This is a genomic window from Nocardia sp. NPDC004654 (genome assembly GCF_040609595.1).
Classification (GTDB): domain Bacteria; phylum Actinomycetota; class Actinomycetes; order Mycobacteriales; family Mycobacteriaceae; genus Nocardia.
In genome coordinates this window covers 97,354-117,086 of the sequence record NZ_JBEXKI010000007.1, presented here as the reverse complement: position 1 = coordinate 117,086, position 19,733 = coordinate 97,354, and the positions used below count along the sequence as shown (strand labels likewise).

The following is a 19,733-nucleotide window of genomic DNA, read 5'->3' as shown; positions in this document are numbered from 1 at the left end:
AGGATGATGCCGATTCTGATCATTTTCCGAACTCCTGCTTTGCTGACAGTGTCACGACCTTCCGACGACACAGCCGTCCGGAATGTCAGGCGTACGTGGCAAATGGATTCCAGAGCCGGTACCGAGCCGGTCGGAATGGCTCGACAGTTCCACCCCGGATGATCCCGCCGACCGGGTCACTCTCGATGAGTCGATCAGAGACACCCCTCACCGCTGCCACCTCGACCGGAACCCAATCGGCGGGGCAGGTCACCACTGTCCCCTGATCGTGCAGCAGCCCCGATGTCAACCGGCGAACTTCGCGGCGGCCTGCGCGGTGACCGGGGTGAAGAGGTTGATCAGATTGCCGTCTGGATCGCGAAGCAGCAACGACCGGTTCCCCCACGGCATCGTCGTGGGCTCGTTGACGAAATCCTCGACCGTATCTCGCAACCGCCGGTAAGCGGCATCGACGTCGGGGACCAGGAATTCGATGATCGCCGTGTGATTGTCGGCTGGGTGCGCGCTGCCTGCCGCGAACAGCGCCACGGTGCGGGTGCTTCCGATCGCGAGGGTGCCGGCCGGTGTGACGATTTCGGCGAAATCCGGTGTAGCCCAGTGTGCTTCGACGCCGGTCACGTGGTGATAGAAACTGACCAGCCGCTGGATGTCGTCAGTGATCAGACGGATCGAGACGAGCTTCATTGTGTGCTCCTGCTGTCGGATGAGGCGGGGGTTCCACCGCCGCACGCCACGGTAGAGCCGATACCGGACAGTTTCGGCCCAGTATGGATGCGAGAATTCCCCGATGACGCGCCCCACTGCCCGAGTGCTGGCCCTGCTCGAGCTGTTGCAGACCGGCGGTACTCATACCGTCGGCGAACTCGCCGGACGGCTCGGCGTCGATGAACGCACCGTCAGGCGATACGTCACCCATCTCACCGACCTGGATATCCCGGTCCGATCGGTGCGGGGCCGCTACGGGGGATACCGGCTCGCTCCCGGATACCGCATGCCACCGCTGATGCTGACCGACGACGAGGCGGTGGCCGTGTTACTCGGGCTCCTCACCAGCCTCGGCGCCGACCGGCCGACAGCGGCCGCCCGCGCAGCCGACAGCGCGACGGCCAAACTCCGCCGCGTCCTACCCCCACGTCTGACCGCCCGGCTGGATCGCACTGATCGACACCGTCGAATTCACCGCCGACGCGCGCCCGGAAGTGGCTGTCGAGACCCCCGTCCTGCTCCGGCTCGCCGAGGCCACCCGCGAGCACCGACCGGTCGCAATCGGGTACACCGACCGAAACGGGCGGTCCAGCCAACGGACCGTGCACCCCTACGGGCTCGTCGACCACTCCGGCCGGTGGTATCTGACAGGAATGGACAGCAACAGCGACGAACTGCGCCAGTTCCGGCTGGACCGCATCACCGCGGTGAGCACCCAGCCCGGAACGTTCGCTCCGCCTGCCGGATTCGAGCCAGCCGCTCATCTGCTGTCCGCGATGGCCAACGCGCCCTATCGGCACGAGGTATCGATCCGAGTCATGGGGACACTCACTCAGGTCCGCCCGCTGCTCCCTGCGACGATCGCGACCGTGCATGAGATCGACTCGCAGCCCGCTGACACCGAACCGTGGGTCCGGATCCGAATCCGCGCCGAACAACTCGACTGGATTCCCGCCCTGCTCGCCGGCCTGAACCGCCCGTTCATCATCGAGCACCCCGACACACTCAACGACGAGGTACGCGCCCTGGCCTGCCGACTCACCGCGGCCGCCGACGGCCGATACCAAAACCCATAGGTGGCAGCCCGGATGCTCGGTAAAGCCGCTGATCGCGCGGGCTGTTCCGGGCCTTTAGGGGTGCGCAGTCGGCCCTGCTCGCCGGGGTGAAATCTCGGTTGACCCTGGCACCAGCCTCCAACTAGCCGAATGGTGTGTAGTCGGCTGTCGGCGATGGGACGCTTTTCCTGCCTTGTTGTTTGGCTGCGGTGAAAGCGGATCGGTGGCTAGTGGCCGATCTTGTCCAGTTCGACGAGGTCCTCATCGGAGAGCGGCAATTTCGCGCCGACGACATTCTCGCGCAGATGCGCGACCGAGGAGGTACCCGGGATCAACAGGATGTTCGGCGACCGCTGTAGCAGCCAGGCCAGAGCGATTGCCATCGGCGTCGCGTCCAGCCTGGCGGCTACGGCCGAAAGTGCCGAGGACTGAAGGGGACTGAATCCGCCGAGCGGGAAGAAGGGAACGTAGGCGATGCCTTCGTCGGCGAGCCGGTCGATCAGCTCGTCGTCGTGGCGGTAGGCCAGGTTGTACATGTTCTGCACGCACACGATCGGTGCGATCGACTGCGCCTGTGCGACCTGCTCGGTGGTCGCGTTGCTGACCCCGAGGTGCCGGATCAGCCCCTGTTGCTGGAGTTCGACGAGCGTCTCGAACGCCGCCGCGAGCGAGCCGGATCGGGTCCCCTGGGCATCGCCGAGTCGGAGGTTGACCAGGTCGAGCACCTCGACGCCGAGGGTTTCGAGGTTGTCGTCGATGGCGCGGCGCAGATCGTCGGGCTCTCGGGCCGGGGGCCAGCCGCCCTGCCGGTCACGGATCGCGCCGACCTTGGTCACGATGTGCAGTGATTCGGGGTAGGGGTGCAGCGCCTGCCGGATCAGCCGGTTGGTGATATGCGGTCCGTAGGCATCGGCGGTGTCGATGTGGGTGATGCCCAGGTCCACCGCCTCGCGAAGGACCGCGAGTGCGCCGTCGTGGTCGGCCGGTGGCCCCAAGACCCCCGGACCGGCCAATTGCATTGCACCGTAACCGAATCTGCTGACGGTCAGATCCCCCAGGGACCAAGTACCGCCGGGAAGCGCGGTGGACTGCATGCCCATGACTGTGCCTTTCGTATCGAGCTGGTTGGTGGTGCACAACTGAACGTTGCTCCAGAATGGAGGTGTAACTCTCTGATGGGAAGTACGCACTTCGAAGTGCGTAATGCACTCGCGGATCACAGGAGCGGTCGATGGCAACACAGACAGCGGCGCAGAAACGGGCACAGGCCAAGGCGCAATACGACGCATTCCTGGCGGCATGCCCGAGCCGCCAACTGCTCGACCGGATCTCCAACAAATGGGTCACGCTGATCCTCTGTGCGCTCGGCGGTGACGGTGGTTCGATGCGCTATTCGGAGCTGTCCCGCCAACTGGCCGGCGTCAGCCAGAAGATGCTCACCCAGACATTGCGCTCCTTGGAACGAGACGGTCTGATCACCCGCACCGTGACGCCGACTGTGCCCGTCACGGTCTGCTACGAGTTGACCGAACTCGGTCTCTCACTGCGCCAGATGATGCGTGGGGTGAAGAGCTGGGCCGAGATACACATGGACGACGTGCTCGACAACCGAGCCAGCTACGACACCGGCACCGCCTGATCAAGCCGCGGATGCTTGCACGAACGCTCGAAATATTCGCCAGTGACCTTGCGGGCCACGGCCATCCGCTCCTCGGCGGTGAACAGCGCGCGCTTGCCGACGTTGTTGCCGACAGCAGACGACAACTTTGCCAAAGAGCGTCGCGGCACGGTCCCCGGGGCGGCCACCCTGTAACAGCCGCTTACAAGTCTGTTCGGATCGCCGACCCGGGCCGAGTGCACCACCATGCCGATGAGCGAGCATCTGCACCAGCTGGACAGAGACTTCGGTGTCGGGTTGCGGCAACCTTTCAGAAGGCGGGTCGACCAGGTCTCGTCGAGGTCAGTTGAATGATCGGGATGGTTCGGCCCGCCTGGTCCGCCTCCCGGCGGTATGAGATGTACGCCGGGAAGACCCGATCGGCGATGGTCCAGAGTCGTTGGCGCTCGGCCTCGTCGTGGATCACGGTCGCCCGCATCGGGGCCCCAGCGAATACGACATCGGGATTGGACAGAAGGTTGTAGTACCAACCGGGATTGGTCGCGCTGCCCGCGTTGGACGCCACGATGACAAGGCGATCACCGTCCAGGAAGTAGATGAGGGCGTTGTGTCGCGGAGCTTTCGTCCTGGCGCCCTCGGTCTCGAGGATCGCAGTCGGGAAGATGAGGGTTGTTGCCATGCGGCCACGCGTGAGTCGCAGTAACAGCGGATCGAGTTTCCATGCGATGCGACGGGAGATGAACCTCGGCAGGCGAGCGGCAGCGAAAGCCGAGTAGGTTCTGACAAACCATCCGGGCCGGCTGGTCGGGTCGATCGGCCTCGACCGCAAACGGTGCGCTCCGGCAGTTCTGACGACAGCGATCTTCTTCATCCACAATGAACGTCCGCTAGCCGCCTATCGCGCGGTCGGACAGCCTGTCTGGCACTCGAAATACCTCCTGGACGCTGACTGAATTGGCGACGTGAACGCCGCCAATCCGCCTACCTCGACTTCCTCGATGCCGTCGACGCCGCAGACCGAGCCATTCAGCTGTACTTCCGCGACCGCCGGGCCGCCGCGCCCGAACCTGTACCTGTTCAGCAAGCGCGCGTAGCGGAGGTCCGGCATCTGTTCGAAGACGTGGAACAACGCGGCAACAGGGTCTTGCTCGAAGGCCCATCGGGTGTGGCTGAGGCAGCTCGCAAACTGATCGAAGTGCAGACCGACTTGGTCCGAGAGGTTCGAGAATTTGGCCAGGCACACGCGGCTGCGGCAGAAGACGCTCATGAACGAGCCTGGGCGGCCGAAGCGACTGGACTGAGCTACATGGCCGCGCATCACGAGTTCATTGATGTGGCACGTGCGGCGCTGGACGAGGTAATCGACGGAAGCTGACCAGGTCGACTCCGACTTGTAAACGGCGCCTGCCCTTCTCGGCGCGCCAGAGCAACCGATGATCGGGCGCGCTCACCGGCATGAGGGGCCTCCCAGCGCGACGTCGGCCCGTTAGCGCAGCCGAGCGCTCAGCGGCAATACAGGATCTACTCGAGAGCGGTCTGGCTGAGGCGCTTGCTCAATGGTCGGGTGTGGCCTCGGGCGTGTACGAGCAAGTCGCGTCGCGGCGTTCGGACGGCTGCGCGGGGCGGCTGGCGGCGTATCGGGCGGGAACCGTCCGAGGCAGGGACATGCCTTCGGCAATCCAGGCACCACTGGGTAGCAGGGATGGTCTGCAGCAGGTGAATCGGTATCTCGGCGTGACAGCGGCGGCAACGGCCGTAACGGCCTGTAGCGATGAGCGTGAGCGTGTTCTCGATGTCGGCCAACGCTTGTAGTGCTGCCTTGGCCAACTTGATGGTGACATCACGCCTGGCGGCATCAGCCGCGTTCGTGGGTGCGGCGCGGTCGAGTTCGGCTTCGAGTTCTGCCAACTGCTGCAGGCGGAAGCGGCGTTGCTGGTTCAGTCTGGCGTGCAGGGCGGGCAGGTGATCGTTGAGGCGTGCGGGTGAGATGGGGTGTGCGTAGGTCATCCGGATCTCCGGGGCTGATGGTTTGGAAAGTTGTTCGAGATGTGGTCACGTGAGAAGGAAGGGACCGCCCTGGCGGCGCCCGGTGCATAACCACCTCCACGCGATCGGAATATTCGCTGACAACCCCAGGATCGTTTACACCGGATGGCTGCGCTTGTCCGGCTGCGCCAATTGTCGGTGCGTAACTTGTCCGATTTCTCCACGCTCCGGGGGTCCTGCTTGCCCGCGCGCCGTCTTCAGACGCTGCAGCAAGATGTCGCCCAAGGCAGGGTCGTAGGCCGAGTGACACGATCCGCGGAACGTCCCACGTGTAGCGCCCAGGCACTTATCGGCGCCGCCAGCCGTGGGTGCTCCACCCGATCGGCTCACGAGCTCGACGGCCCCGCTGTCAAGGCACGACGGTGACCGGGCAGCGGGCACGGCGCAGCAGCCGCGCGGGCGTGGATCCGATCAGGCGGACAGGGATTACGCTCATGCTGAACCGCTTGTCCGCTGTTGTGATTGTCAGGTCAATGCACGGATGTGACCGCAGCGGCCGGTGTGGTCGCGATAGTTGCGGTGCGGATGCCGGGCACTGTGCGGGTCAGGGCGATGGCGATGCGCCGTTCGGATTCGTCGGCGAACCGGCCGCAGATGGTGGCGTCGGCTTCATCGACGGTGACACGCCAGCGCCGTGCGCCGGTGTATTGATCGAGGCGATTCTGTGCCTCGGCAGCGAGTGTGTCGTCGGGAGTGAGCATGATTCGCAACGCGTCGCCGCGGCTGAACATGCCGACCACGCGGCTGTCGGCATCGACGACCGGCAGACTGCGAAGTCCGTGCGCAATCAGCCTGTTCAAGGCCTCGGCCAGTGCCGCGCCACCGGGCACCGACACCGCCGGCGTGGTCATCACCGCGGCGACGGTGTCATCGAGTTCACCGGCCCGCAAGAGGTCACCGCTGTTGAGTATCCCAACGAGGCGATCGTTCTGGTCGAGAACAGGCAACGCCGCGTAACCCAGTTCGGCAAGCATCAGCGCCGCCTCGCGTGCTGTGTTGTTGTGCCGCAAGGCGATGATGGGTCGTTGCATCACCTCGCTCACCTGCATGTCCTTCATTCCGTTCAACTCCGTTCAACTGGCTGCTAGCTCGGCGCGAGAGGACAGATCCATGGTTGGGCTGTCCTCGTGCTCGCCGGAGGCTGGGTCGGTCAGCAGGTAGGGGACCGCGCGTAGCAGCGTCACTGCCATGGTGGCGCCGGTGGGGGCGCGGTAGGTGCGGCGTTCGCCCGGTCGCGCTCCGGCGATGGCGCTGCCCAGTGGCGAGTGCGTGGAGTAGACCTCCATATCGCTGTCTTGGGCCTCGCGTACCGCGAGCAGGAACGTTTCGACCTCTCCGGTGTCGTCGTAGCGGACGGTCAAGACCATGCCGGGTTCGGCTACTCCGTCGTCGGGCGGGTTCTGACCGATGAGGGCGTTGCTCAGCAGCTGGTGGATCCGGCGGATACGTGCTTGGCGCGCGGAACGCAGAGCCTGGCCCAGTGCGTAGTCGTCACTGCCCTCATCAATCATTTCGGCGTCGCGTTGCGCGTGGAGCTCGAGTAATTCGGTCCGAAGCCGGTCATAGGCTCGAGGGGTCATCCAGACGCCTGCGGTGCTGGTCATGTGGGTTTCCTTCCTGCTGGGGCCGGGAGGTATCGGCAGGGGCGGGCCAGGGCGGCGTACCGCCCCTGCAACGCGCGGGCTCTGAGAGCGGGCCGGGTTTTTCAGTCGCTCGGACCCACGGCTACGCGGGTCAGTGCCGAATCAGCGATCGGATTCGCGCGGCGCGTCAGGTCCGTAGGGTGTGTTGACGACGATGGCTGGCCAGGGTCGGTTGTCGATCCGATCGATGCCTACCATTTCGCTGCTCCTACCTGCGACTTCTGCTCACACCTCCAATGATGGCGTGGCTGCCGAGGTGATCAGTTGCGCTATTCCGACAATCGAGGCGTCGAGATTGTGGCGAGGGCACAGCGCAGGGTTGTCAGACGTTGTCGGTGGCGGCGAGTTCGATCATCATCGCCAGGCGTTTGCGGGGATCGTCCAGGTCGAGGGTGGTCACCTCGGCCATCTTGCGCAGCCGGTTACGGATGGTGTTCTCGTGCACGCCGAGTAGGGCGCCCGCCTCGGCGGGGTCGCCTTGGGACTGCAACCAGGCGCGCAGAGTCGCCACATACTGGGTGGAGTTCGCGCGGTCGTGGCGCTGCAACTCCGACACCGGCCCCCGTGCGGGGGTGCGCCCGGAAAGCCCTGCGGTACGAAGGCGTTGCAGCAAGATTTCGTCCCACGACTCGTCATAAGCAGGCGGTGCGGTATCCGCCGAGCGTGCCTCGTGCAGCGCCAGGCATTCCTCAGCCTCTTGACGCGCCAACGCCAACTCCGTGGCCCGGGCAACACCGCTGATACCGGCCAGCACTGCCATCTGCTCGGGCAGCGCCGTCTGCAGCTCGCTCATCCAGCGGCGCGCCGTCACCGCTTGATCAGCGGGCAGCACGGTGTAGATAGTGTCGCCGACCAGGGCGCTGCGACTCGGACGTGACCAGCCGAATCCTGTTGTCGCGCGTTCGAAGACCTGCAGCAGTGCGGCATGCTGCTCGTCGCCGATCCGAGCTCGCAGCGCGATCACCCGCAAACTCTCCAACGCCAACCCCAGCCTGCTGGCCACCGTCGCCGCGTCCGCGGCACCCTCCAGCAAACCGATCACCAGGTCGGATTCCACCTGACGCTCCAGGTCCGCGCTGGCCCGCGACCGCAACAGGTGCAGCGCCACCGTGCGCGCCCCATCGACCAAAGCCGCGCGCCGAGCCCCCTGCAACGATGCTGGGCACGACACCCATACCGAGCCCAGCAGTTGCCGACCCACACGTACCGCCACGACCATCCGCCCCGTGAGACCGCGTTCCGCCTGCGCGGGAACGAACAACGGTTCTACCGAGGCTGCCAAATGCGCGAAAACACAGTGCGCATCCAACAGAGCCCGCAACCACGGCGGCATCTCCCGGCCCAGGATCGTCTCGACCCATGCGGGGTCGAGATGATGCTGAGGCCCCCTGGAATAGGCCAGGACCCGAGATTGACGATCCTCGATCGTCACTGCCCCCTCGACTGCGTCGGCCAGATTGTCGGCCAAGGCAAACAGATCGGTCGGGCCCCGCCCGGCCTCGGTCTCCCGGCCTTCCAGCACCAACCCATAGACCACCGCGGCCACCTCGCTCCAGGCCACCTCGCGACTGATCACCATCACCGCCACACCCTCGATCTGCGGCTCGTCCTCGGTCTCCGCACCCCCTCGTACAAGCGCGACAACAGCCCGTGCCGACACTGCCCAGTCCACCACCTCCGAGACCGAGCGTGCCCCGATCCCCAGCAGCACATCACCCACTTCCGCGGCGTCCTCATCGGCACCGTGGATCACCACGCTGCGCAATGGGGTGGATCGAGGAACCGAACCCAACCTCAAACGGACCCCGTAACCACCCAGAATGTTCGCCAACCGATCCAATGTCACCATCGGCCGCTCCTGTGTCGAATCGACGTCAGCACGATCAGACGACCCGACCCGACCAGGAAGGTCGTGGACCAAGACGCCGGACCGCCTTCCATAATGGACTCGAGCCGTGGACGCGTGCGCTGTGTTCGGCGAGAGGCTTCCGCGGCCCGCCTGTGTCTAGTCTCGGCCGGTCACGGTTCGGCGGATCTGTCCGGTCGCGCAAGGAGATCGGCGAGTACGACTGCGCGAGAGATGTGGGCGTTCTTGACGCCATGTCAGCTATCGGCGCTCGATGACGTGAAGCAGCTTGCCCAGCACAGCACAGATAGCGTAGGGATTGGGCGAGGCTACTGAAAGGTAACCAGATGGGTACTGTGCGTGCCGCGTCGTGTTTGCTGGAAGTGTCGAATTTGGATCGTTCGATCCGCTTCTACTGCGACGTGCTCGAATGCCATGTCTCGATTCACGAGCCGGACGCCGCGCTGCTCTTGACACCCGAAGGCTTCCAGCTGTATCTACGGGTGAGCGGGATGCCTGCCAGGCGCTACGTCGGTGACCTGGGCGTCGTGCACCTCATCTGGTCAACCGACAGCAAAGCAGAACTGGATCGCATCGAACACCGAATGCGCGCGCACTACCCCAGTACCCATACCAGCACCGCGAACGGGATCAGTTTCGTCGACGGCGTCGACCCGGATGGTTGCCGCGTGCTGATCACCTACCCGACCCCCGAACAGCTTCCACGCGAGGTAATCGATCACCGCTTCCGATGACTCCTGACCGATAGATCCCGCCACACGATCTCGACCGAGGAGGTGTCGAACCGCCACGCCTTGCCGTTCTGGTCGACACATTTCACGGCATACACCCGCTCAGGTTTGACGATGACCTTCTCGACCAGCCGCGCAGCGGCCTCGTGCCGCCAGCGCGAACCCTTCGTATCCCACGGCCTGACGCAACTCGCCCGGTGTGGACCCGATATCGGCCAGCACCGCGAGAGCTTGCGCGCCACGCAACGAATCCTGTTCGGCACGAAGCGCTTTCAGTGTCTGCTTCAGTACGATCGTCGCTCGCATGTCGTCATGCTCGGCGCGGGTGACACAGCAGGCCACCGCGCCCGATGCCGGGTGCCGGGTGCCGGGTGCCGGGTGCCGGGTGCCGGGTGCCGGGTGCCGGGTGCCGGGTGCCGGTACACTCATACACCCGAATGCCGTTGCCCTCCGGGTTGTCCAGACACTCGCACCGCCGCCCGTTCGCGTCGTTCCAGTCGGTGACGATCGTGGTCTGCGACTCCCCGTTGACGATCCGATCCCGCCCTTCACACAGAACAGCAACCTCGGTCTCCCGCAACGCATACCGGTCAAGAACGTCATCGCCGGTAATCGGATGGGTGCCAACGGCTTTCCCGTACCCGAACCGTCGTGAACCGCCCTGCATCACCCTTTGGCAGACCGAAACGTTCCTGGGAGTAACGCACCCCCGAACCCGGGATGTCCGCACCCTACGATGCGAATATGACCGGTACCGAACTCGGCGCCTATCTGCGGGCCCGGCGCGAACAAGTCGCGCCGTCGCGAACCGGCCTGCCGATGGCGGGCGGATATCGGCGCGTACCGGGTCTACGACGTGAGGAGGTCGCGCTGCTCGCCGGGATGAGCGCTGACTATTACACCCGCCTCGAACAAGGACGGGAGCGCAGGCCGTCGGCGCAGGTCGTCGATGCGCTGGCCGCGGCGCTTCAATTGGGCGAGGACGCTCGCAAGCACCTGTTCCGGCTCGCCGGACTGAGCCCGCGGACCCGAGAAGCCGACGACGACCGCGTCGACCCGAGCCTGCTCGAACTGGTCGCCGCCTGGCCGCACAATCCGGCGGTCGTCTACAACCGCGCCTACGACGTCCTCGCCGCCAACGCCATCGCCGACGCACTGTTCTGTGGCTGGAGTCATTCACGCAACCTGCTGCGGCTGGTGTTCACCGACCCGGCCGCGCGGACCTTCTATCGCGACTGGTCCGCCGTCGCCCGCAACGTCGTCGCCGGTTTCCGCTTGGGATACGGTGCGGCGCCGCATGATCCGCGCGTCGGCCAAGTGCTCGCCGAACTGCTCGACGCGAGTCCCGAGTTCACCGAACTCTGGGCCCGGCACGACGCGCGCGGGAAAGCGTTGGCGCGCAAGCGGTTCAACCACCCCGACGTCGGACCGCTCGAGCTGACCATGCAGACCTTCGACGTGCGCTCCAGCCCCGGACAGGAGCTGGTCGTCTACCACGCCGAGCCGTCGTCGCCGAGCGCCGAGGCGCTGGCGCTGCTCGGCTCGCTTACTGCCACTCGGCGCACGTCGGACTGACCTCTCCCCTCCATGCGCAGTACTACCGGCCGCTCGTGCAGTGGCACGAACATCTATAGATGCGCATATCCAAATAGTGCAATGAAGCGCGGCTCTCCCGAGACCTGTACCGCTCCTCGGTAGCTACCGGCGTCAACAACCCGGTCTACAGCGCGTGGATCAGCCACAGTTCACCACCGGCAAACAATGCGGACGCTTAGGCTCGGAGCATGGTCGACGATGCTGATCTCCGCTACCTGCGGCGCTGCGTGGACTTGGCGCGGGAGGCGCTCGACACCGGGAACGCGCCGTTCGGCTCACTGCTCGTCAGCAGGGGCCGGATCGTCGCGGAGGCAAGGAACGAGGAAGGTGGCGGCGACCCGACGCGGCATCCCGAGCTCGCACTCGCCCACTGGGCGATCGCCAACCTCGACCCCGCCGCCCGCGCGGCCGCGACCGTCTACACCTCCGGCGAGCACTGCCCGATGTGCTCGGCCGCCCACGCCTGGGCCGGTCTGGGTCGGATCGTCTACGCCAGCTCGGCGGCGCAGCTGACCGAATGGCTCAGCGACCTGGGAGTTCCACCCGCCCCCGTTCGTTCACTCCCGATCAACGAGGTCGCGCCGGGGATCCCCACCGACGGCCCCGCACCCCAACTGGCGGGCGCGATGCGCGAACTGCACCGCCTCCACCGCACGCCCCGAACCTGAGCGGCGGAGTCGCCGAACGTCACTGCGGCCGGAGCACCACGATTCCCGGCGTAGACCGCACGTAATCGATCAACGGTGAATCCACCACTTGGTTGTTCGCGGCGAGCGAGGACGCGTTCCGGAAGACCGGACCGTTCGGCGTCATCACGAAGATGCCGACGTGGGTGACGTCCAAACCGGGCTGGTCGGCGTACGCGCCGATGTAGTCGCCGGTGCGGAGCTGTCCGATGACGTGCTCGTCCACCGCCGCGCTCGGAATGTAGGTGATGTCGCGGGCGACTACCGGCAACCCGGGAAGATACGTCCCCCCATCGCCTTTCGCGTTGAGCTGCTTGCCGACGGTGACCGCGGCGGAAGTCAGGGTCGCGGTGATGTCGGCCGCGGCGATTCTCGGCGTGTGCGCCCAATCGGTGAAGAAGTGCTTACGGTTGCGGAAGTCGACTTGCCCGCCCGCGTAGCGGGTTTCGATCAGGTTCGCCACGAACTGGTCGCGATCGGCGGATCTGGTCAGCGCCTCCACGTAGTCGAGATAGGTGAAGCAATCCACCCGCCGCAGATCGACGACCAGCTGCTCCGGTTGGGTCGCGGAGCCGACCAGCATGTTCGCCTGATACGGCGTGCCGAGGAAGCGACTAGACAGCAACTCGATCAGCTCCCCCTTGGTCGCCCCGGGCACAGTCGCGCGCAAGGTCAGCAGCTCATCGATCTTGCGCGCGCTGACGTCGTCTATGTTCGGCGCTCCCACCGCCGCGGGCAGCGTCGGCGCCATGCCGCACGCGAGAGCCAGCAGAACGAGCAGTACGCGGGCGATGGTGCGCAAGACGCCTCCCGAGGGTCGATCGGTGCACGAGTGCGGTACCCACCGTAGCCCGGCTCCCCCACCGGCCCGAAGTCACAGATTTAGTTGCTTAGCTCAAGCAAATGAAATATAGTTGCTGACTGCAAGCAAACTTTCTCGTGCGGGGAGCGAACATGCCGGTATCACCCGATACGGCGCAAAGCCTGATCAAGGAGCTTTACCTCATCGGCAGGGCCATCCGGATCGCCCTACTTCATCCGGAAGAAGGGCAACTACTACCCGGCGGCATCGGCGTGCTCGGCACGCTCGAATCGAAGGGCCCTTGCCGCCAGGTCGACCTGGCGGTGGACCTGTGCATCAGTGCGTCCGCGCTGAGCAGGCACGTCACCGAGCTGGTCGGCGCGGGCTACATCAGCCGCCACGCCGACCCGAGCGACGGCAGGGCCACCCTCATCCAGGTCACCGACGAGGGGCGCGAACTGCTCGGCCGGGTGCGGACGTCGCGGGCGCGCGGCTTGCAAACCGCTCTCGCCGACTGGAGCGAGGACGACGCCGAGCAGGCCTGCGAGTCGGTACGCAAGCTCAGGAATTCGCTCGCCACGCACGCGCAGCACGCGGGAACGGCGCACCCCCAGCCGGTTTCGAAGGAGAGTCAGGGAGCAGATGTCTAGTTCAGTCGAGACGCCCGTGCGGCGCGATCCGGCCGCCATGACCCATCGCGAGGTCCTCGAGGCGATGACCGGCCTGCTGGCCGCGCTGTTCACCGCTCTGCTGAGCACCACGATCGTCGCCACCGCGCTGCCCACGATCATCGGCGATCTCGAGGGATCGCAGACGGCGTACGCGTGGGTCATCACCACGGCCCTGCTGGCCAACGCGGCATCCACCCCGATCTGGGGCAAGTTCTCCGACCTGTTCAACAAGAAGCTGCTCGTGCAGTCGGCGATCGTCATCTTCGTGATCGGCTCGATCATCGCCGGATTCGCCCACGATGTGGCGCTGCTACTGGTCGCCAGGGTGATCCAGGGCGTCGGCATGGGCGGACTGACGGCGCTGGCCGTCGCGATCATCGGCACCATCGTCGCGCCGCGCGAACGCGGCAGGTACTCCGGCTACATGGGCGCGGTGATGGCGGTGTCGATGTCCGGCGGCCCGATCCTCGGCGGCGTCATCGTCGACAGCCCGCTCGGCTGGCGCTGGTGCTTCTTCGTCTGCGTGCCGCTGGCCGTGATCGCCCTGGTGCTGCTGCACCGGACCCTGCGGCTGCCCACCGAACGCAAAACGGACGTCTCGATCGACTGGCTCGGTGCCGCGCTGCTCACCGCTGGCGTCTCGGTGCTGCTGATCTGGGTGTCGTTCGCGGGCAAGGCGGGCTACTACGAGTGGGTCTCCCGGGAGTCGGCGCTGTATGTCGGCGCGGGCGTGCTGCTGCTCGTGGCGACCGTGTGGGTGGAGGCCCGCGCGAAGTCGCCGATCATCCCGCTGCCGATCGTCACCGAACGCACGACCGGCCTGGCGATCCTCGCGTCGATCGCGGTCGGTGTCGGCATGTTCGGCGCGACCACCTTCCTCGGCCAGTACTTCCAGACGGCGCGCGGCTATTCACCGACCGCGGCGGGCGTGCTGAGCATCCCGCTCGTCATCGGCATGCTCATCGCCTCGGTCGGCTCCGGACAGCTGATCACCCGCTTCGGCAAGTGGAAGCGGTTCGTGGTCGCGGGCGGCGCGCTGCTCGTGGTCGGGTTCGCGCTGCTGTCGACCATCGACCACGCGACGAACCTGTGGCTGGTAGGCGCGTACACCGTCATCGTCGGTCTCGGCGTCGGCATGATGATGCAGAATCTCGTTCTCGCCGTGCAGAACACGGTGAGCGTGCAGAACATCGGCGCGGCGTCCAGCAGTGTCGCGTTCTTCCGCACCTTCGGCGGTGCGATCGGCGTCTCGGTTCTGGGTTCGGTGCTGGCCACCAGGGTGAGCGAGCTGTCCACGGAGGGATTCGCCAAGCTGGGCATCCACACCGGCGCCTCCGGCGGCAGCAACCTGAATCTCGACGCGCTGCCCGGACCCGTCGCGACGATCGTGCGCACCTCCTACGGCGACGCGACCGGCCGCATCTTCCTGATCGCCGCGCTGGCGACGGTCGTCGCGCTGATCGCCACCGCACTGCTGCCGAATCGCCCGCTGCGCAACACGATCGACATCGATCCGGCGTTGGATCCGATGCGTGCGATCGCGGAGGACACTCCCCCGGTCACCGAAGCGACGGTCGATCGGAACGAGGACAAGGTGCGAGCATTGCAGCACTGAGCACCAACCTGTTCCCGACAGGGGCGGCATCCGGGCATCTCCCGGGTGCCGCCCCTTCGCGACAGGACGGCACCGATTCGATCGACAGTCACCACCCACTCCGGAAGCCCCTGCCTGCAGTCCACGTTCTGCAACCTCCCCGGCCTAGGCTCGGAAACCACAGAGTTCTCTCACAAGTTCTCGGAGCCAGAGCGCGATCCGGCGCAGTAGCATCCGCGGAATACGAGAGGAGAGGCGCATGGCTGGTGGGCGGAACGGATTCCTGCTGCTCGGTGGTGTGGCGTCGGTCGGGGCGGGTGCGTTGCACCTGTTCGCCGCGGGACTGCACACCGAGCACGCCACCCTCGCCCGGCTGATGGTCGTGCTGGCGGCGGCACAGTGCGCGGCCGGGCTGCTGGCGTCGGTGAGCGCGCGAAAGGCCGTGCCGCTCACGGTGATCGGGGTGAATCTCGTCGCGGTGGGGATCTGGGGGTACACCCGGTTCGCGGGGCTGCCGTGGCCTGACGGTCTCGGCACGGCGGAGGCGCCGCAGTTCCTCGACAGCACGTGCGCGGCGCTGGGGGTGCTCGCGATCGCCGGTGCGGCCGTCGCCCTGGTTCGCCCCGGGGCGACGCTGCCCGCGGTAACGGCCGCGACCGCCGCCGGTCTGGCCGGTGTCCTAGCCGTCGCGGCGATGCTCGGCGGCGCCGGACACGTGCACAGCCACGGCGAGGGCGACCACACCCATGCCGCGGGCGGCGAGCACAGCGAACACGACCATGGAACAGGCGCCGCATGGCCGCGGCCGTGGGATCCGGCGACCCCGATCGACGTGTCCGGCGTGCCGGGCGTGACCGCCGCGCAAGAGCAGCGCGCCACCGCCCTGATTCGCAGCACCCTCGACCAGCTGCCCGCGTTCGCCGACGTCGATTCCATCGGCGCACTGGGCTTCCGCTCCATCGGCGACTCGGCCACCGGTTACGAGCACTACATCAACACCGGCTACATCCGCGACGACCGATTCCTCGACGCCGCCTACCCGGAGTCGCTGGTCTACCGGGTCGACGGCGCCGATCGAACCCTGGTCTCGGCGATGTACATCGCCAGGGGGAAGAAGATCGACGACCCCGAGCTGGTGGATTACGGCGGGCCGCTGATGCAGTGGCACGTCCACGACAACCTCTGCTGGCGGGCGGGCGACAACGGTCCGCAGGTCGCCGGGGTCACCGACGCCCAGGGCAACTGCCCGCCCAACTCGGTCAACCCCGGCGCGGGCAATCCGATGGTCCATGTCTGGATCACCGCCCACCAGTGCGGGCCGTTCGCGGCTCTGGAAGGTCACGGCGCGGGGCAGGCGGCCACCGGCACGGACGGTCGTCGCACCGACACCTGCTCCCACGATCACGGCGGGCACCGCTGAGCGCTGCGGTAAAGCGCCTGGCTCGCAAGGCAACTCGCCGACGACGTGCGCAAGGCGCGGCGAAGCGCCGGCAGCTACCTTTCAGCTCACGGGGAATGTAACTCTCGCCACGACGCGGGCCGGTTCCTACCGTCGGTAGCCGTGACAGCGAATGTGAGCACGTCGTCGAACGACATCACGGAAGCCACCGCGCGGGCGGTCGCGCAGGACGCGCGGGTGGTCTTTCGTGCGTCGGGTGTGCCGGACGGCACGGTCGGCGGCTTCCAGGCCGTGCGCGTCACGGTCCGCAGCACCGGGCCGGAGACCGCCGAACGCGGTGCCGAACTCCAGCGAGCCGTGGACGCGCACTGCCCGGTCCTGGATTTCTCGACCGCACCGACGCCGGTCCAGACCACGCTCATCACCGCCTGACCTTCCGCCCGCATTCGGACCTTCTCGCATTGGAGCACTCGATGACCGAATCCCCGCAGCCCGCCGACCCCACCCAGGCGTGGAGCTTCGAAACCAAGCAGATCCACGTCGGCCAGGTGCCCGACGGCACGACCAACGCGCGGGCGCTGCCGATCTACCAGACCACCTCGTACACGTTCCGCGACACCGAGCACGCGGCCGCGCTGTTCGGACTGTCCGAAGCGGGCAACATCTACACCCGCATCATGAACCCGACCCAGGACGCGGTGGAGCAGCGCATCGCGGCGTTGGAAGGCGGTGTCGCCGCACTGCTGCTGGCCTCCGGGCAGGCCGCGGAGACCTTCGCGATCCTGAACCTGGCCTCGGCGGGCGACCACATCGTGTCCAGCCCGCGCCTGTACGGCGGCACGTACAACCTCTTCCGGTACTCGTTGCCCAAGCTCGGCATCGAGGTGTCCTTCGTGGAGGATCCGGACGATCTCGACCAGTGGCGTGCGGCGATCCGGCCGAACACCAAGGCGCTCTACGGCGAGACGATCTCCAACCCGCAGAACCACATCCTCGACATCCCCGGCGTCGCGGTGGTCGCGCACGGCGCTGGCGTCCCGTTGATCGTCGACAACACGGTCGCGACGCCGTACCTGATCCAGCCGCTCGCGCACGGCGCCGACATCGTGGTGCACTCGGCCACCAAGTACCTCGGCGGTCACGGCACGGCCATCGGCGGCGTGATCGTGGACGGCGGCACGTTCGACTGGACCGGCGGCCGATTCCCCGGCTTCACCGAACCCGACCCCAGCTACCACGGCGTCCGCTACGCCGACCTCGGCGCGCCCGCCTACGCGCTGAAAGCCCGCGTGCAGCTGCTGCGCGATCTCGGCGCGGCCATCTCGCCGTTCAACGCGTTCCTCATCAGCCAGGGGCTGGAGACGCTGAGCTTGCGCGTGGAACGGCACGTCCAGAACGCCCGAGCCGTAGCCGAATTCGTGGTGGCGCGCCCCGAAGTCACCTCGGTGTCGTACGCGGGTCTGCCCTCCTCGCCGTGGTACGAGCGGGGCCGCGCGCTCGCGCCGAACGGCGTCGGCGCGGTGGTCGGCTTCGAACTGGCGGGCGGAGTGGACGCGGGCAAGCGCTTCGTGGAGGCGCTGACGTTGCACAGCCACGTCGCCAACATCGGCGACGTGCGCTCGCTGGTGATCCACCCGGCCTCGACCACCCACTCCCAGCTGACTCCCGAGGAGCAGCTCTCCGCCGGCGTCACCCCGGGCCTGGTCCGGCTCGCCGTCGGCATCGAGCACATCGACGACATCCTCGCCGACTTGCGCACCGGTTTCGCCGCCGTCTGACCGATTCGCCGGTGTGCGAACGCAGCTACCACTTGGTCATCGGAAGGGACACTCGGGCCGGGTAGGGAACGGCAGCGCCTCGGGACAACCATCCCGGGGTGCTGTCGTGTCGAAGGTCAGCTCTCGCGGTACCGCGCCAGAACCTGCTGCACAGCGTCGGCATACGCCTATGCAGCGCACTCCGAGCTACTATCCTGGCGACGTTGCTGTTTCGACGGGATTCACCTGATTCCGCCCGGTGTGGACCGGCCTTCCATGGCTCGGCCGCCGACCCGCGACAGTGTGACGGGACGGTCTGGTCCGCAGAAAAGCGGGAGAGGACGGCCATGGAACACCGCTTCGACAACCAGACCGCGGGCTGCTGCGCACCGACCGCTCGACGGTCGACCGAGACCGCCACGCCCCCCGCGCACGAAGGTGGCCGTCCTCCCGCCTCGCTCGCGCCCCTCCCCTGCGGGACGTTCCTCATGGGCGACGACAGCGCGTGGGCCTATCCGGGCGACGGCGAAGGGCCACGCCACGAAGTGACCGTCGACGCGTTCGCCATCGACAAATACACCGTCACCAATGCCGGTTTCGCGGCGTTCGCCGACGCCACCGGCTACCGCACCGACGCCGAACGCTACGGCTGGTCGTTCGTCTTCGCGGGTCAGCTGTCGGAGGACACGCCGCCGACGAGGAGCGTCGTCGGCGCGCCGTGGTGGCGGCAGGTGGAGGGCGCGGACTGGCGGCACCCCTTGGGGCCGGATTCGGGCATCGATGACATTGGGGACCACCCGGTGGTCCACGTCTCCTGGGACGACGCCCAGGCCTTCTGCGTGTGGTCGGGTACGCGCCTGCCGACGGAGGCCGAGTGGGAGTACGCCGCGCGCGCCGGGTCCGCCGATCCGTTTCCCTGGGGACCGGACCTCGAGCCCGGCGGGGAGCACAGGATGAACGTCTTCCACGGCCGCTTCCCGCGCACGGACCCCGGAGCGCATCTGGGCACCATGCCGGTCGACGCGTTCGCGCCCAACGACTTCGGCCTGCACAACGTCACCGGCAACGTGTGGGAGTGGTGCGCCGACTGGTTCGCCCCCGGCTACTACCGGCACAGCCCGAGCGAGAACCCGACCGGACCCACCAGGGGAGCCGGACGCGTCATGCGCGGCGGTTCCTACCTCTGCCACCTCTCCTACTGCCGCCGGTACCGCGTCTCCGCGCGTCAGGGCAGCGAACCGGTCTCCTCGACGGGCAACCTCGGCTTCCGCGTCGCGAAGGATTGAGCCGCCGCCCGATCTCATCGGTCCTCGAAGACCGGCCAGCTGCTGCCCCGCGAGCACCAGCAGCAGGACGCCGAGGGCGACCCTGACCCACGACATAGCCACCGACGGCTCGCGTTCGGTGGAGGCGCCGAGCGAACCCGCGGCGAGCGCGACGACCGATGTCGCGACCACAATGCCCGCGACCCATCCGATCGCGAATCCATTGCCCGCGCCCGCCGCGTTCGTCGACAGGATCATGAGGATCGCGGCCATGATCGGAATCGGCGAGATCGCGACT

At 66.9% G+C, this 19,733-nt stretch carries 21 protein-coding genes and 3 pseudogenes; 12 read left to right on the top strand and 12 right to left on the bottom strand.

From position 1 onward, the window contains the following. Nucleotides 1-285 precede the first annotated feature (285 nt). Nucleotides 286-684: a VOC family protein gene (locus ABZV58_RS23760; RefSeq protein WP_355002346.1), complete on the bottom strand. Its 399-nt coding sequence runs from the start codon at nt 682-684 to the stop codon at nt 286-288. 103 nt (nt 685-787) lie between these two features. On the opposite strand from ABZV58_RS23760, the pseudogene ABZV58_RS23755 reads away from it, so the two are divergent. Next, nucleotides 788-919: pseudogene (locus ABZV58_RS23755) on the top strand (HTH domain-containing protein); the annotation flags it as partial. Nucleotides 920-1,199: 280 nt separating this feature from the next. Next, nucleotides 1,200-1,781 (top strand): WYL domain-containing protein, encoded by a 582-nt coding sequence (locus ABZV58_RS23750; RefSeq protein ID WP_355002345.1) that lies wholly within the window; start codon nt 1,200-1,202, stop codon nt 1,779-1,781. A 206-nt stretch (nt 1,782-1,987) separates the two neighbouring features. Here ABZV58_RS23750 and ABZV58_RS23745 read toward each other — a convergent pair whose 3' ends face one another. Next, a complete protein-coding gene (locus ABZV58_RS23745) occupies nt 1,988-2,854 on the bottom strand; it encodes an aldo/keto reductase family oxidoreductase (protein WP_355002344.1) in 867 nt (288 codons plus the stop codon). A 137-nt stretch (nt 2,855-2,991) separates the two neighbouring features. Between ABZV58_RS23745 and ABZV58_RS23740 the strand changes: the two genes are divergently transcribed. Next, the gene (locus tag ABZV58_RS23740; protein ID WP_355002343.1) at nt 2,992-3,399 is read left to right on the top strand and encodes a helix-turn-helix domain-containing protein; all 408 of its coding nucleotides are present in this window, start codon (nt 2,992-2,994) and stop codon (nt 3,397-3,399) included. Here the strand turns inward: ABZV58_RS23740 and ABZV58_RS23735 are convergent. The 7 genes from ABZV58_RS23735 to ABZV58_RS23705 form a co-directional block, all read right to left on the bottom strand. Further along, a complete protein-coding gene (locus tag ABZV58_RS23735) occupies nt 3,378-3,626 on the bottom strand; it encodes a hypothetical protein (RefSeq protein ID WP_355002342.1) in 249 nt (82 codons plus the stop codon). The genes ABZV58_RS23740 and ABZV58_RS23735 overlap by 22 nt on opposite strands. 62 nt (nt 3,627-3,688) lie before the next feature. Then, nucleotides 3,689-4,249, bottom strand: coding sequence for a nitroreductase/quinone reductase family protein (locus ABZV58_RS23730; RefSeq protein ID WP_355002341.1), 561 nt, complete (start codon nt 4,247-4,249; stop codon nt 3,689-3,691). Between the two features lie 24 nt (nt 4,250-4,273). After that, entirely contained in the window at nt 4,274-4,645 is a 372-nt protein-coding gene (locus tag ABZV58_RS23725; protein WP_355002340.1) for a hypothetical protein, read from the bottom strand. A gap of 254 nt (nt 4,646-4,899) precedes the next feature. After that, nucleotides 4,900-5,385, bottom strand: coding sequence for a TraR/DksA C4-type zinc finger protein (locus ABZV58_RS23720; RefSeq protein WP_355002339.1), 486 nt, complete (start codon nt 5,383-5,385; stop codon nt 4,900-4,902). A gap of 509 nt (nt 5,386-5,894) precedes the next feature. Continuing rightward, nucleotides 5,895-6,482 carry a CBS domain-containing protein gene (locus tag ABZV58_RS23715; RefSeq protein ID WP_355002338.1) on the bottom strand — a complete coding sequence of 196 codons (588 nt, stop codon included), beginning with the start codon at nt 6,480-6,482 and terminating at the stop codon, nt 5,895-5,897. Nucleotides 6,483-6,497: 15 nt separating this feature from the next. Further along, a complete protein-coding gene (locus ABZV58_RS23710; protein WP_355002337.1) occupies nt 6,498-7,028 on the bottom strand; it encodes a GreA/GreB family elongation factor in 531 nt (176 codons plus the stop codon). 361 nt (nt 7,029-7,389) lie between these two features. Beyond that, the gene (locus ABZV58_RS23705) at nt 7,390-8,916 is read right to left on the bottom strand and encodes a helix-turn-helix domain-containing protein (protein ID WP_355002336.1); all 1,527 of its coding nucleotides are present in this window, start codon (nt 8,914-8,916) and stop codon (nt 7,390-7,392) included. 344 nt (nt 8,917-9,260) lie between these two features. Between ABZV58_RS23705 and ABZV58_RS23700 the strand changes: the two genes are divergently transcribed. Continuing rightward, on the top strand, nt 9,261-9,668 hold the full coding sequence (locus ABZV58_RS23700; RefSeq protein ID WP_355002335.1) for a VOC family protein: 408 nt from the start codon (nt 9,261-9,263) through the stop codon (nt 9,666-9,668). 99 nt (nt 9,669-9,767) lie between these two features. Here ABZV58_RS23700 and ABZV58_RS23695 read toward each other — a convergent pair whose 3' ends face one another. Then, nucleotides 9,768-9,971: a hypothetical protein gene (locus ABZV58_RS23695; RefSeq protein ID WP_355002334.1), complete on the bottom strand. Its 204-nt coding sequence runs from the start codon at nt 9,969-9,971 to the stop codon at nt 9,768-9,770. 438 nt (nt 9,972-10,409) lie between these two features. Here ABZV58_RS23695 and ABZV58_RS23690 point away from each other — a divergent pair, with 438 nt between their 5' ends. Both ABZV58_RS23690 and ABZV58_RS23685 read left to right on the top strand, forming a co-directional pair. Then, nucleotides 10,410-11,240: a helix-turn-helix transcriptional regulator gene (locus tag ABZV58_RS23690; protein WP_355002333.1), complete on the top strand. Its 831-nt coding sequence runs from the start codon at nt 10,410-10,412 to the stop codon at nt 11,238-11,240. Between the two features lie 209 nt (nt 11,241-11,449). Next, nucleotides 11,450-11,929, top strand: coding sequence for a nucleoside deaminase (locus tag ABZV58_RS23685; protein ID WP_355002332.1), 480 nt, complete (start codon nt 11,450-11,452; stop codon nt 11,927-11,929). A gap of 19 nt (nt 11,930-11,948) precedes the next feature. Here ABZV58_RS23685 and ABZV58_RS23680 read toward each other — a convergent pair whose 3' ends face one another. Then, entirely contained in the window at nt 11,949-12,749 is an 801-nt protein-coding gene (locus ABZV58_RS23680; RefSeq protein WP_355002331.1) for a DUF1460 domain-containing protein, read from the bottom strand. A 152-nt stretch (nt 12,750-12,901) separates the two neighbouring features. Between ABZV58_RS23680 and ABZV58_RS23675 the strand changes: the two genes are divergently transcribed. The 6 genes and pseudogenes from ABZV58_RS23675 (at nt 12,902) to ABZV58_RS23650 (ending at nt 19,456) form a co-directional block, all read left to right on the top strand. Next, complete coding sequence (locus ABZV58_RS23675; RefSeq protein WP_355002330.1) at nt 12,902-13,399, top strand: MarR family transcriptional regulator; 498 nt, start codon at nt 12,902-12,904, stop codon at nt 13,397-13,399. Beyond that, the gene (locus ABZV58_RS23670) at nt 13,392-15,035 is read left to right on the top strand and encodes an MDR family MFS transporter (RefSeq protein ID WP_355002329.1); all 1,644 of its coding nucleotides are present in this window, start codon (nt 13,392-13,394) and stop codon (nt 15,033-15,035) included. Before ABZV58_RS23675 ends, ABZV58_RS23670 begins: the two co-directional genes overlap by 8 nt. Before the next feature lie 238 nt (nt 15,036-15,273). Next, nucleotides 15,274-16,434 (top strand): hypothetical protein, encoded by a 1,161-nt coding sequence (locus tag ABZV58_RS23665; RefSeq protein WP_355002328.1) that lies wholly within the window; start codon nt 15,274-15,276, stop codon nt 16,432-16,434. Between the two features lie 258 nt (nt 16,435-16,692). Further along, nucleotides 16,693-16,845 (top strand): annotated as a pseudogene (locus ABZV58_RS23660) (OsmC family peroxiredoxin); the annotation flags it as partial. A 41-nt stretch (nt 16,846-16,886) separates the two neighbouring features. Further along, on the top strand, nt 16,887-18,191 hold the full coding sequence (locus ABZV58_RS23655; protein WP_355002327.1) for a bifunctional o-acetylhomoserine/o-acetylserine sulfhydrylase: 1,305 nt from the start codon (nt 16,887-16,889) through the stop codon (nt 18,189-18,191). 326 nt (nt 18,192-18,517) lie between these two features. Next, nucleotides 18,518-19,456 carry a formylglycine-generating enzyme family protein gene (locus ABZV58_RS23650; RefSeq protein ID WP_355002326.1) on the top strand — a complete coding sequence of 313 codons (939 nt, stop codon included), beginning with the start codon at nt 18,518-18,520 and terminating at the stop codon, nt 19,454-19,456. Here the strand turns inward: ABZV58_RS23650 and ABZV58_RS23645 are convergent. Continuing rightward, nucleotides 19,439-19,693, bottom strand: a pseudogene (locus tag ABZV58_RS23645) (hypothetical protein); the annotation flags it as partial. The gene ABZV58_RS23650 and the pseudogene ABZV58_RS23645 overlap by 18 nt on opposite strands. Between the last annotated feature and the right edge of the window lie 40 nt (nt 19,694-19,733).

Excerpts from the sequence above, each read along its gene's own strand:
- ABZV58_RS23690 (WP_355002333.1), top strand. The coding sequence starts at position 10,410 with ATGACCGGTACCGAACTCGGCGCCTATCTGCGGGCCCGGCGCGAACAA.
- ABZV58_RS23655 (WP_355002327.1), top strand. The coding sequence starts at position 16,887 with ATGACCGAATCCCCGCAGCCCGCCGACCCCACCCAGGCGTGGAGCTTC.
- ABZV58_RS23700 (WP_355002335.1), top strand. The coding sequence starts at position 9,261 with ATGGGTACTGTGCGTGCCGCGTCGTGTTTGCTGGAAGTGTCGAATTTG.
- ABZV58_RS23735 (WP_355002342.1), bottom strand. The coding sequence starts at position 3,626 with ATGGTGGTGCACTCGGCCCGGGTCGGCGATCCGAACAGACTTGTAAGC.
- ABZV58_RS23685 (WP_355002332.1), top strand. The coding sequence starts at position 11,450 with ATGGTCGACGATGCTGATCTCCGCTACCTGCGGCGCTGCGTGGACTTG.
- ABZV58_RS23695 (WP_355002334.1), bottom strand. The coding sequence starts at position 9,971 with ATGCGAGCGACGATCGTACTGAAGCAGACACTGAAAGCGCTTCGTGCC.
- ABZV58_RS23745 (WP_355002344.1), bottom strand. The coding sequence starts at position 2,854 with ATGCAGTCCACCGCGCTTCCCGGCGGTACTTGGTCCCTGGGGGATCTG.
- ABZV58_RS23720 (WP_355002339.1), bottom strand. The coding sequence starts at position 5,385 with ATGACCTACGCACACCCCATCTCACCCGCACGCCTCAACGATCACCTG.
- ABZV58_RS23725 (WP_355002340.1), bottom strand. The coding sequence starts at position 4,645 with ATGAGCGTCTTCTGCCGCAGCCGCGTGTGCCTGGCCAAATTCTCGAAC.
- ABZV58_RS23710 (WP_355002337.1), bottom strand. The coding sequence starts at position 7,028 with ATGACCAGCACCGCAGGCGTCTGGATGACCCCTCGAGCCTATGACCGG.
- ABZV58_RS23650 (WP_355002326.1), top strand. The coding sequence starts at position 18,518 with ATGGAACACCGCTTCGACAACCAGACCGCGGGCTGCTGCGCACCGACC.
- ABZV58_RS23730 (WP_355002341.1), bottom strand. The coding sequence starts at position 4,249 with ATGAAGAAGATCGCTGTCGTCAGAACTGCCGGAGCGCACCGTTTGCGG.
- ABZV58_RS23670 (WP_355002329.1), top strand. The coding sequence starts at position 13,392 with ATGTCTAGTTCAGTCGAGACGCCCGTGCGGCGCGATCCGGCCGCCATG.
- ABZV58_RS23705 (WP_355002336.1), bottom strand. The coding sequence starts at position 8,916 with ATGGTGACATTGGATCGGTTGGCGAACATTCTGGGTGGTTACGGGGTC.
- ABZV58_RS23675 (WP_355002330.1), top strand. The coding sequence starts at position 12,902 with ATGCCGGTATCACCCGATACGGCGCAAAGCCTGATCAAGGAGCTTTAC.
- ABZV58_RS23665 (WP_355002328.1), top strand. The coding sequence starts at position 15,274 with ATGGCTGGTGGGCGGAACGGATTCCTGCTGCTCGGTGGTGTGGCGTCG.
- ABZV58_RS23715 (WP_355002338.1), bottom strand. The coding sequence starts at position 6,482 with ATGAAGGACATGCAGGTGAGCGAGGTGATGCAACGACCCATCATCGCC.
- ABZV58_RS23740 (WP_355002343.1), top strand. The coding sequence starts at position 2,992 with ATGGCAACACAGACAGCGGCGCAGAAACGGGCACAGGCCAAGGCGCAA.
- ABZV58_RS23760 (WP_355002346.1), bottom strand. The coding sequence starts at position 684 with ATGAAGCTCGTCTCGATCCGTCTGATCACTGACGACATCCAGCGGCTG.